Source organism: Acinetobacter sp. 231_lipA (assembly GCF_058243005.1).
The window spans coordinates 3377570-3392387 of record NZ_JBZAYU010000001.1 but is presented as its reverse complement, the minus strand read 5'-3'; the positions used below and the strand labels follow the sequence as shown (position 1 = coordinate 3392387).

Below are 14818 nucleotides of genomic sequence, written 5' to 3'. Positions count from 1 at the left end.
GATGGTGTGAGATACAAAAGTAAGAAGCGTAAAAAAGCCACTACAATGAGTGGCTTTTTTACGCTTTGAAAAAAATTAGTGATTTTCAGACGCGTGGTTAATTGTGTATTTAGGAATTTCAACTTCTAAGTCTTCATCCACTAACTTCACTTGGCAAGACAAACGAGAGTCGGGTTCTAAGCCCCAAGCACGATCCAGTAGATCGGCTTCAACATCATTCATTTCTTCTAAGCTGTCAAAGCCTTTACGTACTACAACGTGGCAGGTTGTACATGCAGCGGACATATCGCACGCATGTTCAATCTTGATCCCATTTTTCAGTAGGCTTTCACATAGATTCGCATTCTGTTCAACTTCAAACTCAGCACCTTCTGGGCAGATTTGCGCATGTGGGAGAACTTTAATACGTGGCATAGTCTTTACCTATAAATTAGTTTGAGTTTGACCAGTCGTCGAGTTTTGTGCCTTTCAGCGCTGCATCGATATGCTGATTCATACGTGCTGCTGCAAAAGCATCACTGTGTATTTTAAGCTGTTCAACAGCAGATTCAATTGCTTTGATTTCTGTTGTTTCGAGTGTTGCTTCTAATGAAGTTTTGGCCGCATTTAATGCAACTTGTTGTTCATTCGTGAGCAGGTGAGCATCCACTTTCAAGGCTTGCTCTAAAGCTTCGAGTTCGCGTTTTGCTTCAACTTTGGTTTCTTGTAAGTGACGAAGATTTTTATCTTCTTCAGCAAACTTGTAACCATCAAGCAGTAAGCGTTCCATGTCGCTATCAGCCAAACCATATGATGGTTTGATGTCAATTTGTGCATGTACGCCAGAGGTTGTTTCTTTAGCTGAAACCGTCAGTAGGCCATCGGCATCCACTTGGAAGGTCACTTCAATACGAGCTTGGCCCGCAGTCATTGGTGGAATACCGCGAAGGACAAAACGACCTAAGCTACGGCAATGCTCAACCAAATCGCGCTCACCTTGAACCACATGAATCAACATCGCTGTTTGGCCATCTTGGTAGGTGGTGAACTCTTGGCGACGTGCGACTGGAATTGCGGTATTACGTGAAATAAGACGCTCAACCAAGCCGCCCATGGTTTCTAGACCGAGAGAAAGCGGAGTTACATCAAGCAGTAATGCGCCATCAGCTGTGTTTCCAATCAGCTGATTGGCTGTAATCGATGCACCAATAGCAACAACTTCGTCTGGGTTGATGGTACACAATGGCTCTTGAGCAAATACATCACGTACAGCGTTTTGTACAGCATAAGAGCGAGTTGAGCCACCGACCAAAACCACATTCTGAATGTCACTGAGTTCAAGCTTCGCATCACGGAGGACGCGTTTGCAGACACTAATTGTTTTATCTAAAGCAACTTTGATAATGCTTTCAAATGTCGTGCGATCAAGAGTCAAACTGTGCTCTAGGACTTGTAAATGAGCGCTTTCTGCATCGGTTAAAGCTTCTTTGGCTTTACGTGCAGCAACTAAAACGTGTGCATATTCAGTGTCATCGAATTGGTCGATATTGAGTTCTTTTTTCGCCCATTTTACGATTAAACGGTCAAGATCATCACCACCTAATGCGGTATGGCCACCCGTTGCTAACACTTCAAACACGCCTTGTGAAAAGCGTAAAATTGAAACGTCAAAGGTACCGCCACCCAAGTCATAAATCACATAGTTGTGATCATGCGCAAGATTGGTTTCTTGGTCGAGACCATAGGCAACTGCCGCAGCAGTAGGCTCATTTAAAAGACGTAATACGTTTAAACCCGCAAGTTGTGCAGCATCACGTGTCGCTTGACGCTGAGCTTCATCGAAGTATGCAGGAACGGTAATCACTGCACCATTGACTTCATTTTTTAAGCTCGCTTCAGCACGATCTTTCAGTTGCTTTAAAATTTCAGCGGACACTTCGACAGGGGTTTTGCGACCCTGAGCGGTTTCAAAAGCTGGCATTTGATTATCTTCCCCCACTAAAGTGTAGGGGTGTTGAAACTTAATGTCAGTTTTAGAGCGTCCCATAAAGCGTTTGACTGAAACGATGGTGTTTTTAGGATCAGCAGTCAAAAATGGTTTTGCTTCGTCGCCATATTGGGTTTGGCTTACACCATAATGCGCGATCGATGGGAGTAAGACACGACCTTGTTCATCATGCAAAACTTTTGCTTTGCCTGAAAGTACAGTTGCAACTAGAGAGTGAGTTGTACCTAAGTCGATACCAATGGCAATACGGTGTTCATGTGGCGCACTTGATTGTCCAGGTTCTGCAATTTGCAAGAGAGCCATGTGTTACATCCTTTGAGCGTCAAAAATTAAAAATAAGTTAAAATTCATCATCTAAATCAAAGCTATCGTCATCTTCAAAACGATCTTCAGCTTTATCTATGTCATGCATGACTTTTACAAAGAAGCGAAGTTTGCGGACATCATCACGTGCCTCAGCCCAATCTTCCTCTTCAAAATCAATTTTGAATTCGCGGACTAAACCATCAATCCATTGTTGAACGTCTAATTTGAGTGATTGTAATTCATCTGCTGAACGTGCATCATCAAGTTGTTCACGGATTTCTAAGGCAGACTGGAGAAATTCAAAATCATTGATGGATTGATCAAGATGATAATCTTGTTTTTTTAATCCTAATAAATATCCTGCACGGCTATCAACCTGAGATAAAACTTTAAATGCTTGATTGATCTCACTTGATTTTATGAGGGCTTGATCTTTATCGAGAGCTTTATCTGGGTGATATTGTTGCTGCAACTTTAAAAATTCTGATTTTAAGGTTGCTAAATCAATATCGAGTGCTACTGGGAGGTTAAACAACTCAAAATGATTCATAGGAGAGGGATTCCGCGCTAAATTGGGGGTCATTGCGAAAGCAAAAACACTCTATGTAAATGCAATTAAAACAGTGTGATACACACTGTTTTAATGTTGAAAAGCAAGTTAATGAACTGTTATACGGTGAAAGATTCACCACAGCCACATTCGCCTTTTTTGTTTGGGTTGTTAAACTCAAAGCCTTCGTTTAAACCATTTTTCACGTAGTCCATCTCCATACCATCGAGATAAACCAAGCTTTTTGGGTCTACAAATACTTTCACCCCAAACTGCTCAAAGGTGGTGTCATGTGCATCAATTGAATCGACAAATTCAAGCACATAAGCCAAACCAGAACAGCCTGAAGTTTTCACGCCAACGCGAATACCTTCACCCTTACCGCGATTTTTTAAATAATTGCTGATATGAGTTGCAGCATTTTCAGTTAAGTTGATCATGAAAACTCCCTAATCTTTCTTTAAAATGCGAAGCAATTAAGCTTTAGATTTTTTGCTGCGGTAGTCTTCAACAGCAGCTTTAATAGCATCTTCAGCCAGTACAGAACAGTGTACTTTTACTGGAGGAAGAGCAAGTTCAGTTGCGATATCAATGTTTTTGATCGCTTGAGCTTGATCTAAAGTTTTGCCTTTTAGCCATTCAGTCACTAAAGAGCTTGATGCAATAGCAGAGCCACAACCATAAGTTTTGAAACGTGCTTCTTCAATCACACCGTTGTCATCTACTTGGATCTGTAAACGCATAACGTCGCCACATGCAGGTGCTCCGACCATACCTGTACCTACGTTTTCAGCATTTTTGTCTAATACACCTACATTACGAGGGTTTTCGTAATGGTCAATTACTTTTTCGCTATAAGCCATGATGCGTCTCCAAACCTCGGGGTCAGCGTTAATATTAAATATGGGGTCAAAACTTGATTTTTCAATGAAGTCATCCAGTATGTGGATGACTTCAATGGGAAAAATTAGTGTTCAGCCCACTCAACTGTAGAAAGGTCGATACCGTCTTTGTACATGTCCCAAAGTGGAGAAAGTTCACGAAGTTTCTCGACTGCAGAACGCGTCACTGTAAGTACATGGTCAATGTCTGCTTCAGTGGTGTATTTACCAAAACTGAAACGAATTGAACTGTGCGCAAGTTCGTCAGACAAACCTAGTGCACGTAATACATAAGAAGGTTCTAATGTTGCTGAAGTACAAGCTGAACCCGAAGATACAGCAGCGTCTTTCAACGACATCATTAACGATTCACCTTCAACAAAGTTGAAACTTACGTTTAAGTAGTTCGCAACGTTTTGTGTTGGGTGGCCGTTTAAGAAAATTTGTTCTAAGTCTTGTAAGCCATTCCAAAGCTTGTCACGAAGTACGCGAATGCGTGCTTGTTCAGAAGCTAAGTTTTTACCTGCAAGTTCAAATGCTTCACCCATACCAACGATTTGGTGTGTTGCAAGTGTACCAGAACGCATACCGCGTTCATGACCGCCACCATGCATTTGCGCTTTTAAACGAACACGTGGAGTACGACGTACATAGAGTGCGCCAATACCTTTAGGGCCATAAATTTTATGAGCAGAGAAGCTCATAAGGTCAACTTTCATAGTTGAAAGGTCAATTTCAACTTTACCTGCAGCTTGCGCCGCATCGACATGGAAGAAGATCTTGTGTGCACGAGTAATTTCACCAATTGCCGCAACATCAGTCACAGAACCAATTTCGTTGTTTACCATCATAAGTGAAACAAGAATAGTGTCTGGACGAATAGCTGCTTCAACCATTTCAGGGGTAATTAAACCCGTGTTTGGAAGTGGCTCAAGGTAAGTGATTTCAAAACCTTCAGACTCAAGCTCACGGCAAGTGTCTAAAATAGCTTTGTGTTCAATTTTACTTGTAATAATGTGCTTGCCTTTAGACGCATAGAATTGTGCTACGCCTTTAAGAGCTAAGTTGTCTGATTCAGTTGCACCTGAAGTCCAAACGATTTCGCGTGGATCTGCTTTGATCAAGTTCGCAACTTGTTCACGTGCATATTCTACTTTTTCTTCTGCCTGCCAACCGTAAGCATGAGAACGAGATGCTGGGTTGCCAAATGTGCCGTCAAATGTCAGACATTCCATCATGCGTTCAGCGACTTGCGGGTCTACAGGAGTTGTTGCTGCATAATCAAGATAAATTGGACGTTTCATGTCAAATACCTGTTACCGATAAAAGGGCTGAATCTGAAGGTGCTGTGTTTTGGCGAATGGCAACTTTTTGAACGTTGTCACGTGCTACAAGGTCAGCAAGAGTGATTTTAGCGAGATAGTCGGCAATGTGATGGGAGAGTTCTTGCCATAAATCGTGAGTTAAGCACATTGCGCCATTTTGGCAGTTGCCTTTATGGTCACAGCGAGTGGCATCAACTGTTTCGTTTACAGCTTCAATAACTGCTAATACCGTGATTTCATCAGCGCGACGAGCTAAATGGTAACCACCGTTGGCACCACGAATACTAGAAACTAAGCCGTGGCGCTTTAATTTCGCAAATAACTGCTCAAGATAAGCAACAGAGATAGTTTGACGAGCTGCAATTTCTGCAAGCGTGATCGTTTGTTCAGTTGGCTGCAAAGCTAAATCAAGTAGAGCAGTCACTGCGTAGCGTCCGCGAGTTGTTAAGCGCATGATTCGATACACATGATTAGACTAGATGTGCCGATTTTAAGAATCCTGACTAAAATAGTCAAGTTTTTTTAATAGGGATTGTGCGTATTTAATTTGCTTGAAATATTATGTAGTTATGCAAGCCAAATATTATATACCAATAAGCTAATCAAAAGTATAGAAAACACAAAAAATGTGACATTTATACGTTTTTGACGTTGCTCGATACGGCGGATACGATTTTTGTATTGTTTCACTTCAACCTGTAGAGTGTTGATTTTAGAACGTTGTTCTTCAATTTTCTCTAAAAGTGGTGCAATGCGCTTTTTAGATGCAACCACATTTTGCGGATCAGTTGGTTCAGTTAACCAGTTTTTCCAATCGGCAAGAACTTTAGGTGCACTAAAATGTAAAATTAAATCTCGGAACTCATCTTTTAAGGTGATGTCACCATCAATACGCATGGTTTTAATACTACGACGGTTTCCAAAGACGAAAATTTTAATTAAATCCATCAATGTGGTGCGTACATCTAGGTCGACCGGTTTTTCAGGTGCTTTGGCATCAAATAAAACACCTTGAGTGGTAAAGGTGATATAGAAGTCAAAATAAGGCAGATAGCTATTTATTTTAATCGCAATATTTTGCTCAACAAACTTTTTACAGTGAAGTGCAACCACACGGTCGTGTTTTAAAATAAGAGAAAAGATCGTCTCAAGAACAATCATCACCATAGTGAGTAGCATATGTGTTTGATTGTATTCTTTTTGAGAATCACTCATAAGTAGTAACCTAAATCCTGACCTGAAATGAGCATCCTGCTCGCAAAAACTTCAGACTTAAAAATAAAAATGTAATAAAGATGCTTTGTAGAACAGTTTTACAAATCGATCAAGTCTAATATTTGCTAGTATAGTGCAATCTATAAGATTTTTTGGATGTTTTTGCACATAAATCATGCAGGAGATGGTGCTAATGGAAAAAGCAGATATAGAGTTAGATGATATTTCGCAAGAAGATGAAACACTAAAAAAAACAAAAACTAAGCATCATTTTCATCGTAAAAATAGTTTGGATTTTAGAAAGTATACCAAGCAAATCTGGTTAGCCGGTTTGGGTGCTTTTTCACGTGCAGAGGAAGAGGGGAATAAATTATTTGACTCGTTGGTCCAAGTCGGCGAAGAGTTAGAATCTAAAACCACTGAGATTGCTGACCAAACGGTTGAAAAGGTATCTGAAAAAGCGCGTGAATCGGTGACGGATACTAAAGACAAGGTTGAGAAGATTGTAGATCGCGGGGTAAATCACTCCTTAAACCGGATTGGATTGGTCACGGTGAAAGACATTCAGTACTTAGAAAACCTGATTCTTCAACTGAATGATAAAATCGATGTTTTGATTGAAGAAAATAAGAAGTTAAACGAAAAAGTGAATAAAAAGTGATCTGGTTGTGCTTTTGTACCTTTTTTAACGTTTTTTTGTGATTTATTTTCCAAAAAAGCATATACAGAGTATTGCGTTTTCACCTAAAGCATTGCTATAAAGGCGTTACGGTAATTTATACTAAATTTTTGGACCTTAAATAAACGATATTAAGAGGACGCGATCCACATGAATAAATCAGAATTAATTGATGCAATTGCAGAGAAAGGGGGATTGTCTAAGACTGATGCTGGTAAGGCCTTAGACGCTACAATTGCTTCAATCACTGAAGCGCTTAAGTCTGGTGATACAGTTACACTTGTTGGTTTTGGTACTTTCAACGTGAAAGAACGTGCTGCACGTACTGGCCGTAACCCACAAACTGGTGCTACTTTAGAAATTAAAGCAAGCAAAGTACCAAGCTTCAAAGCTGGTAAAGGTTTAAAAGATTCTGTTGCTTAATCTTTTAAATAAATACTAAACGCGCCTTTTCGGCGCGTTTTTTATTAAACATTAGAAAATGTGTCGATAACACATTCATTCATTGCTGCTTTTCAGTTAAAATCTCGGGCAAATAAAATATTGGAATACTTATGGAATCTTTTCGTAAAGTTATTAAGGGTTGGTTGGGCAAGGCTTTGCTCATTTTGTTTTTGACCCCTTTAGCACTTGTAGGTATTGAAGGATATTTTAGTAGCGGATCAAAAGACGCTGTGAAATCAGTCAATGGCCAAGATATTTCTGAAAAGGAATTAGAGACCTTAACCGCTTCCTTTAAAGAACAATTCTTAGCTTATGCCAATGGGGATGAAACTTTACTCAACCAAAGCTTTATTAAAGATAAAGCGATGGATCAACTGATCGCAAATACTTTGTTATTGCAACAGGCTGAAAAGCTGGGCATTTCACTCAGTGATACTCAAATTGAACAGATGATTGCTCAACAGCCAAGTTTTCAAGAAAATGGAAAATTTTCAGAAACGCGTTATTCAAGCTATTTACAGTCTGTGGGTATGAGTAGTGATGCGCTCGTTGCAAACTTACGTCAAGACCATGCATTAAAAATGATGCGTTCGACTTTTGTTGATTATGCATTGGTGAGTAAACTAGATATTCAACAAATTGCTAACTTACAAACAGAACAGCGTACTGTGCAGTTTGCCAATGTAAATCTTGATGAATATAAAAAGAACGTCAAGGTTTCAGCACAAGAGATTGAAAACTATTACAAGCAACACCCAGCAATGTTTAAACAAGTGGCAAGTGTGGATGTTGACTATGTATTGTTAGCACCAGCCAATGTTCCTGCAGCTGCTTCACCTGTCACAGATGCGGAGTTGCAGCAAGCCTATACACAGTTTGTTGAAGCACAAAAAGATAATGTTGCGCCTTTGGTTAAACATATTCTGATTACGACGGATGCACGTACAGATGCTGAAGCGAAAAAACGTGCAGAAGAAGTTGTGGCAAAAATTAAAGCAGGCACAAGCTTTGCTGCAGCTGCGGCTCAATACTCTGAAGATACTGCATCTAAAGCGAATGGTGGTGCTTTAGCAGTTTATAACAAAGGCACTTTTGGTGATGCTTTTGACCAAGCTGTAGCATCACTTAAATCAGGTCAAGTGTCAGCGCCTGTAAAAACTGAATTTGGTTACCATGTCATTGAAACTGATGCGCCAGCTGTAAAGTTGCCATCTTTTGAAAATGAAAAAGCACGTTTGACTGCGGAAGTTCAGAAGAATAAAACTGCCAATGCATTCTCTGATACTGTAAACAGTTTAAATGAACTGGTTGTAGACTCAGATGCTTTAGACGTGGTGTCTCAAGAAGTTAAAGGTGTACAAGTTCAAACTGTAAAAGGCATGACCTTATCTACACAGCATCCTGTATTAAGTAATGCTGCGGTAAAAGTGAAACTGTTTAATGATGACGTGAAAAACGGTGATCGTAACGCGACCAGCAGCATTCAACTTCCGAATGGGGATGTGGTTTGGGCAAAAGTACGTGATTATCATGCGGCAGGTGTCCAAACGCTTCAAGAAGCAACACCACGTGTGAAAGCAAAATTGGTTGAACAAAAAGCTTATGATGCTGCTAAAGCTAAAATTGCTCAAAGCTTAAAAGACTTTAAAACTCAACCAGCGGCATCAGTAGTTGCCAAGAGTGGTTTGACCTTTACTGCACCGCAAGTGTTTATTCGTTCACAAGGCTTGCCACGTGCAGTTGAGCGTGCGGCGTTTAGCCAAGCGGCACCAAAAGCAGGACAGTGGTCTGTAACAACAGCATTATTGCCAACAGAAATGGTGGTGGTCGCGGTATCAAACGTAAACAAGACGACGTCTAGTGCGTTGACGGATGAGCAATTGGCTGAGCTTTCGAAGTTATATCAACAACTTCGTGGTCAGCAAGAAGCTGAAGATTATGTGCAATACTTAAAAGCCCATGCGAAAATTAAATAATCGCATGCCATAAAAAAACCTGCATTCGTGCAGGTTTTTTTATGTGTGTAGATAAGCAAATTTTATTTAAGGATAAACAAGCTTAGGCACGAATTTTGAGCTCATAACCTGAGTATTTACGAATATTAATCACGCCTGTATCTAAAATCAGGTACTGACCTTTGATCCCTTGTAACTTCCCGCGAATAACTGGGGTTTTATCCAGATTGTGGGATTTGATTTTCTCAGGATATTGCTCAACTGGATAAACAAACTCGCGTGGCAGTTCAGTATCCAAAAGCTCGACTGTTTCATTGAACTCAAGGTTTTGACTAAATTCCTCACGAATGGCTTGGATTTTAGGTGCAAATTCTTCGATGAGTTGTTCGCGAACTTCAATCAAGTCGAGTGGTTCTGCTTCGCCCTTGAGCAGTTTACGCCAATCGGTTTTGTCTGCCACTTGTGTGCCAAACATAATTTCGAGCTGGCCTGAAAGACGGCGCGAACCGACTTTCAGAATTGGAAGGGCTTGGGTTGCACCTTGATCAAGCCAACGGGTTGGCATTTGGCTAATCCGTGTAATCCCAACTTTTAGGGCACTTGAGTTGGCTAAATAAACAATATGTGGCTGGAAACAAACTTCATGCGCAAAGCTGTCTTCTCGGCAGGTGCCTAGGTGGTAGTGACAGGTTTCGGGCTTCATAATACACATGTCACAAGAGGCTTTGGTTTTAAAGCACTTAAAGCAATGGCCTTGTGAAAATGATTTAGAAGTCTTCGTACCACATGAAACACAGAAGATTTTACCAGTCCATTCAATCTCGATTTCTTGACCCAAGTTAAAAGGAAGGTCAACTTCTGAACGATCTAGGATAAATTTATATTCAACATTTGCCTTGTGTGTATGTTGATCAGTTACACTAAGGTCCTTAAGACCTGCATGCATTTTATGGCAAATGCCTTGAAGTTCCATACAGAATTACTCACTCAATATTAAGGATGCGGTTATGGCTGAACTGAACGTCATTACTTCTATGCTAGACGATTTATCTCAAGAACAGCCTATTTCAACTGCATTGTGCATTGGGCAGGATCTCAGCCCAAATCATCATCAATCTATTCAATGGCAATATTTTAGCGTATCTGACTTTTTAAGTCTGCCTTTTACCCAGCGCTATGACTTAGGTTTTGTGCTTTTTGACACGGCAGAAATGCAAAATATAAGCTCACAACAAAAATCACAACTATTGGTGCGTTTAAGAGATTTGATGGCAAAGCGTATTGTGGTGGTGAGTCAATTGCAGGATGAACAACTACTTCGTGCTTTAGGTTTTACTCAACTGATCGATAAAACGACGCATGGTAAAGACTTTGCTTTATGGCAATTTAATATTTTGACCTATAAGCATGTGCCTGACTGGTTTAATTCAAAGTTTTGGGCGAATCCTGAAAACTGGAATAAATTCCGTTGGTGATTTGACTGCGACTGTATTTTTCCATTCATAGCAAAAATTAACAATTTATCTCTATAGGGTTTTTTTAAACATCGTATGCTGTTTAAAAAACCTAGAAAGGATAAAGTGATGACGAACCTGAATAATATTATAGAAATTTTAGCAAAGCAGGCCATGGGCGGTCAGCAACAGTCAAACCAACAAAGTGGTTTGGGTGGAATTTTGGGTTCGGTGCTTGGACAACTCGGAGCGGGTGGTGCAGGCCAAACACAACAGGGTGGTCTGGGTGATATTTTAGGCTCGGTGTTGGGTGGTTTGACTGGTGGGCAGTCGCAGCAGGCGCCAAACTCGCAGAATTCAGGATTCGCAGGCGGTGGAAAAAGTTTATTGATTGCGGTATTGCCTTTGATTTTGGCATGGATTCAACAGCAAGGTGGTTTGCAGGCAGCTTTAGATAAACTCAAAGGGCAAGGTTTAAGCAGTCAGGTTGAAGACTGGGTTTCAACAGGACCAGGGGAGAATGCCAGTGTAAATCCAGAACAAGTGCAAAACTTGTTTGATGATGCCGCGGTGGAGCAAGTTGCAGAGCAAGCCAATGCGCCTAAACAAGATGTATATAGTGCGATTTCACAAGTGTTACCGCAAATTATTGATTCACTCACCCCGCAAGCCGGACAAACCAACCCTCAAGAAGCCAACGCGGATATTCAACAGGTATTGAACTTAGTTTCGGGTTTCTTAAAACGCTAAATTCGAAATAAAAAGCCATTCTAGAATGTCTGTTTTATTACTTAAAATTCTAAATTAAAAAAACACGCCGAAGCGTGTTTTTTTAATTTTTAGGGGAATACAACTTAGAAGTCGTAACGGAAACCTAAAGAAAGTGCGGTAGCGTTTTCGCCAACAGCAGCATAAACATTTTTACCATTGCTGCGTGCTTGATTCCAAGGAGTTAAGTAGGCATTTTCATCATTAAGCATTGTCGCCAAGTTTGCATAAACACGTACTGCTTTATCTAAACGATGCTCTACACCTACAGCAACTAAAGTTGAGTTTGCATCTTCGGCATCTACATCACGGTGGAATACTTGACCACGTACGTAAGTTTTTGGCGCAACTTTATAGTCAGCTGCTACACCAAATACGTTAGCATCAGCGTTCATTCCAACACCACCATCAATAGTAGTATATTGATATAACGCGCCTACATTTAATTCTGGTGTGAATTTATAAGCAGCTGCGACACGGAAACCATCACGTTCAACACGTGCATCTTCTTCATAATGTTCATAAGCGGCAGCAAAATCAACTGGACCTTCTTTATATGTTAAAGCAAGGTCATATGCTTTATCTTTATCATCTTCAGCTTTTGTTGTGCCTTCATGTAGAGATAATGCACCGATTACATTAAAGCCACCACCAAATTTTGGTGATTTATATTCAATTGTATTTTCATTACGTTCGTCAAAACGTACATTTGCATCTTTAGTTACGCGTGTTACGTTACGGATGTCGCCAACCATGTCACCAAAGAAGTTGACTGGACCGCGTGCTGCTTTAAGCGGGCTGTCAAAACGACCTGCACGTACTTGACCAAAGTCACCTTTCAAACCTACGAAAGTATCACGTGTTGCAAATTTTACACCATCGCCATCTTGGCTACCGCTAGCAAAGTTAACTTCTTGCTCGATTTGACCAAAAACAGTCATGCCGTTTTCTAATTTTTGTTCAGCTTTGAAGCCTAAACGTGATGCGTTTGAAGAAAGACCAACTTCGTTATAGTCAGCGCCATCATCCAGATAGTCTAAAGAAACATGCGCACGGCCATAAATTTTTACGTCAGCAGCCATTGCTAAAGCTGGTGTAAGTAAAGTTGCCCCAACTGCTAATGCGCAAAGTGTTTTTTTCATGTGTAGCTCCAAGAAAGACTTTTTGTTGATTCGTCTATAAAAGGTTATTCAGTCGTCTTTTTATTCATCAGACTTCTGTCTCTTGGCGCTCATTATTGATTACAAATAAGTCATTAATATTAAGGTAATATTACAAAAATATTAAACAACTCAATGTCAAATGCATTTCCGCGATAAATTGTTAAGCTTGATTTTGAGTGCTTAGATGTTTAGTCCCGGCATTTGATGGATCGGATCAATCTTAAAAAGTTCAGGTTCATCTGTCCACTGTTTGCAGATGAATTCGTAGGGAGTCAGGCCCCTGAGTGTTTTGAGTCTACGGCCGAAGTTATATGCAGCAATAAAATCAGCAAGGTGAATGCATAGCTGAGTGTGATCGTCGTAATGGAACCGTTTGACAGTAGCTTCTTTAATCGTTCGGTTCATCCGCTCGACCTGTCCATTGGTCCATGGATGCTTAACCTTGGTAAGACGATGTTCAATGCCACATTCAGTACAAACCCGATCAAAGATGTGCTCAGAGGCGTAGCGATCACAGGTGCGGTTCGTGAACTGGATGCCGTTATCTGTTAGCACCGTATGGATTCTATAGGGCACAGCCTTAATCAGATTGCGTAGGAACTCCGCGGCTGCCATCTTACTGGCTTTAGTATGCAATTCAGTGAACGCGAACTTGGAAATGCGATCAATGGCAACGAAGAGATAAAGCTTACCCTGTGCTGTTTGCATCTCAGCGATGTCGATATGAAAGTAACCAATAGGGTAGCTCTTGAAGCGCTTCTTGACAACGGCGATCACCTTGTACCTCAGGCATTCGTGAAATACCATGCCGCTGCAAGCAGCGGTGTAACGACGAGCGTGTCAGATAAGGAATACTCGGCTGCAATGCATAAAGGCAATCGTCTAGCGGCAATAAAGTGCGTTTTCGAAAAGCAACAATTGCCGCCTCATCTTCAGGCGATAACACGCTTGAGCGAGGATTCTTTGTCTCGGTTGTAAGATCATCTACTGAAGTACGTTTCTTCCATTTTGCGATGGTCTTTTGATTGATGCCGTAACGCTTGGCTAGCGTTCTTAAGCTCTCTTGACTATTTTGTATTGCTCGACGCACTGCCTGTGTCGTTGTGGCGCTGCTGTGTAGAACTTGTCCCATAGTGCTTCCTTCCATTTATCTGAGAATATTGCACCATTAAAATCTGGGACTAAACACTTAGATTATTGATCTTATTTATTTTTAGACCTAAAAAAAGGAGCCGAAGCTCCTTGATTGAATGGATGGAATTACAAAGCAGCACGAATTTTTTCTGCTTGTGCTTTGATTTTGTCTTGATCACCCATTTGTAATGCATGCTTACCTAGCTCATGTACCGAACTCGGAATGAGGTGGAAATGTACATGGGGAACGGTTTGCCCAGCAGCAGCTCCAGACAGTTGCATGAGGACAATGCCTTGGGCATCCAAACCGACTTCAATGGCTTTTGCTACTTTTTGTACCACTTGAATGGTGTAGGCAGCAGCATCGGCAGGGAGGTCGAGTAAAGTCACCGCAGGTGTCTTGGGTATGACTAAAGTATGACCGTCTGCTTGAGGCATAATATCCATGAATGCAAGAACTTGGTCATCTTCATATACTTTAATGGCTGGAAGTTCACCACGTAAAATCCGTGCAAAAATGTTTTGCTCATCGTAAGCCATGTCTATTCCTTAAGTTTCGCTTAAACTGATTTACTTACAGTTCAATTCTTTTTGACGTTCTTTAATGGCGTCAAGACGTTGTTGCTCTTTTTCAGAGAATTTCGGTTTAGTGGTGTAGCAATTATCATTGCCAAATTTTGCTTTCGCTTCAGGGTCCTTGAAACAGAAACCTTTAGATGCATAAATGACATCATGATCATCTTTTAATTTTTGACACTCTTGCTCAGGTGATGCCGCAAAACTTTGCGCCCCGATTAATGTTGCAAGACTGGCAAAAACCGCTACAGTCAACTTTTTCATGAGAATTTCCTCAGTTTGTAACATTGTATGTAGTCACGCTATTACTTTATAGGGGTTTGTTCTGTTTATTCAATGGTGAGTTCTTACTCAATTGTAATTTTACTTCATAATTGCTGC

17 protein-coding genes and 1 pseudogene are annotated in these 14818 nt (G+C 40.7%); 5 read left to right on the top strand and 13 right to left on the bottom strand.

Annotated elements, in window-relative coordinates:
* Positions 1-75 precede the first annotated feature (75 nt).
* The 8 genes from fdx to AC4CUX_RS16660 form a co-directional block, all read right to left on the bottom strand.
* The gene (gene fdx / locus AC4CUX_RS16695; protein WP_004697000.1) at positions 76-414 is read right to left on the bottom strand and encodes an ISC system 2Fe-2S type ferredoxin; all 339 of its coding nucleotides are present in this window, start codon (positions 412-414) and stop codon (positions 76-78) included.
* 16 nt (positions 415-430) lie between these two features.
* The gene (gene hscA / locus AC4CUX_RS16690) at positions 431-2290 is read right to left on the bottom strand and encodes a Fe-S protein assembly chaperone HscA (RefSeq protein WP_005401214.1); all 1860 of its coding nucleotides are present in this window, start codon (positions 2288-2290) and stop codon (positions 431-433) included.
* Positions 2291-2327: 37 nt separating this feature from the next.
* The gene (gene hscB, locus AC4CUX_RS16685) at positions 2328-2843 is read right to left on the bottom strand and encodes a Fe-S protein assembly co-chaperone HscB (protein WP_005401215.1); all 516 of its coding nucleotides are present in this window, start codon (positions 2841-2843) and stop codon (positions 2328-2330) included.
* 119 nt (positions 2844-2962) lie between these two features.
* The gene (iscA, locus tag AC4CUX_RS16680; RefSeq protein ID WP_004697006.1) at positions 2963-3283 is read right to left on the bottom strand and encodes an iron-sulfur cluster assembly protein IscA; all 321 of its coding nucleotides are present in this window, start codon (positions 3281-3283) and stop codon (positions 2963-2965) included.
* Between the two features lie 36 nt (positions 3284-3319).
* Complete coding sequence (iscU, locus tag AC4CUX_RS16675; protein ID WP_004697007.1) at positions 3320-3706, bottom strand: Fe-S cluster assembly scaffold IscU; 387 nt, start codon at positions 3704-3706, stop codon at positions 3320-3322.
* A 104-nt stretch (positions 3707-3810) separates the two neighbouring features.
* Positions 3811-5028, bottom strand: coding sequence for an IscS subfamily cysteine desulfurase (locus AC4CUX_RS16670; protein ID WP_004697009.1), 1218 nt, complete (start codon positions 5026-5028; stop codon positions 3811-3813).
* Position 5029: 1 nt separating this feature from the next.
* Complete coding sequence (locus AC4CUX_RS16665) at positions 5030-5503, bottom strand: Rrf2 family transcriptional regulator (protein ID WP_004697011.1); 474 nt, start codon at positions 5501-5503, stop codon at positions 5030-5032.
* Positions 5504-5616: 113 nt separating this feature from the next.
* Positions 5617-6264 (bottom strand): hypothetical protein, encoded by a 648-nt coding sequence (locus AC4CUX_RS16660; RefSeq protein WP_005401216.1) that lies wholly within the window; start codon positions 6262-6264, stop codon positions 5617-5619.
* A 193-nt stretch (positions 6265-6457) separates the two neighbouring features.
* On the opposite strand from AC4CUX_RS16660, the gene AC4CUX_RS16655 reads away from it, so the two are divergent.
* The 3 genes from AC4CUX_RS16655 (at position 6458) to AC4CUX_RS16645 (ending at position 9363) form a co-directional block, all read left to right on the top strand.
* Positions 6458-6925: a phasin family protein gene (locus AC4CUX_RS16655; RefSeq protein WP_004984677.1), complete on the top strand. Its 468-nt coding sequence runs from the start codon at positions 6458-6460 to the stop codon at positions 6923-6925.
* Positions 6926-7093: 168 nt separating this feature from the next.
* Complete coding sequence (locus AC4CUX_RS16650) at positions 7094-7366, top strand: HU family DNA-binding protein (protein WP_004697018.1); 273 nt, start codon at positions 7094-7096, stop codon at positions 7364-7366.
* 131 nt (positions 7367-7497) lie between these two features.
* Positions 7498-9363, top strand: coding sequence for a SurA N-terminal domain-containing protein (locus AC4CUX_RS16645; RefSeq protein ID WP_005401218.1), 1866 nt, complete (start codon positions 7498-7500; stop codon positions 9361-9363).
* Between the two features lie 82 nt (positions 9364-9445).
* On the opposite strand, the gene AC4CUX_RS16640 is transcribed toward AC4CUX_RS16645, so the two are convergent.
* Positions 9446-10315, bottom strand: a complete 870-nt coding sequence (locus tag AC4CUX_RS16640) for a DUF2797 domain-containing protein (protein WP_005401219.1) — start codon at positions 10313-10315, stop codon at positions 9446-9448.
* A gap of 34 nt (positions 10316-10349) precedes the next feature.
* On the opposite strand from AC4CUX_RS16640, the gene AC4CUX_RS16635 reads away from it, so the two are divergent.
* Together AC4CUX_RS16635 and AC4CUX_RS16630 are read left to right on the top strand one after the other, a co-directional pair.
* On the top strand, positions 10350-10817 hold the full coding sequence (locus tag AC4CUX_RS16635) for a DUF6231 family protein (protein WP_004697025.1): 468 nt from the start codon (positions 10350-10352) through the stop codon (positions 10815-10817).
* Between the two features lie 108 nt (positions 10818-10925).
* Positions 10926-11546, top strand: coding sequence for a YidB family protein (locus AC4CUX_RS16630; protein ID WP_004984672.1), 621 nt, complete (start codon positions 10926-10928; stop codon positions 11544-11546).
* Between the two features lie 104 nt (positions 11547-11650).
* Here the strand turns inward: AC4CUX_RS16630 and AC4CUX_RS16625 are convergent, their stop codons facing one another.
* The 4 genes and pseudogenes from AC4CUX_RS16625 to AC4CUX_RS16610 all read right to left on the bottom strand — a co-directional run bounded on the left by AC4CUX_RS16625 (position 11651) and on the right by AC4CUX_RS16610 (position 14701).
* A complete protein-coding gene (locus tag AC4CUX_RS16625) occupies positions 11651-12706 on the bottom strand; it encodes a porin (RefSeq protein ID WP_005401220.1) in 1056 nt (351 codons plus the stop codon).
* 201 nt (positions 12707-12907) lie between these two features.
* Positions 12908-13859 (bottom strand): annotated as a pseudogene (locus tag AC4CUX_RS16620) (IS481 family transposase).
* Positions 13860-13987: 128 nt separating this feature from the next.
* Positions 13988-14401 (bottom strand): HIT family protein, encoded by a 414-nt coding sequence (locus AC4CUX_RS16615; RefSeq protein WP_005401222.1) that lies wholly within the window; start codon positions 14399-14401, stop codon positions 13988-13990.
* 30 nt (positions 14402-14431) lie between these two features.
* Positions 14432-14701, bottom strand: coding sequence for a YARHG domain-containing protein (locus tag AC4CUX_RS16610; RefSeq protein ID WP_004697032.1), 270 nt, complete (start codon positions 14699-14701; stop codon positions 14432-14434).
* Positions 14702-14818: the final 117 nt, after the last annotated feature.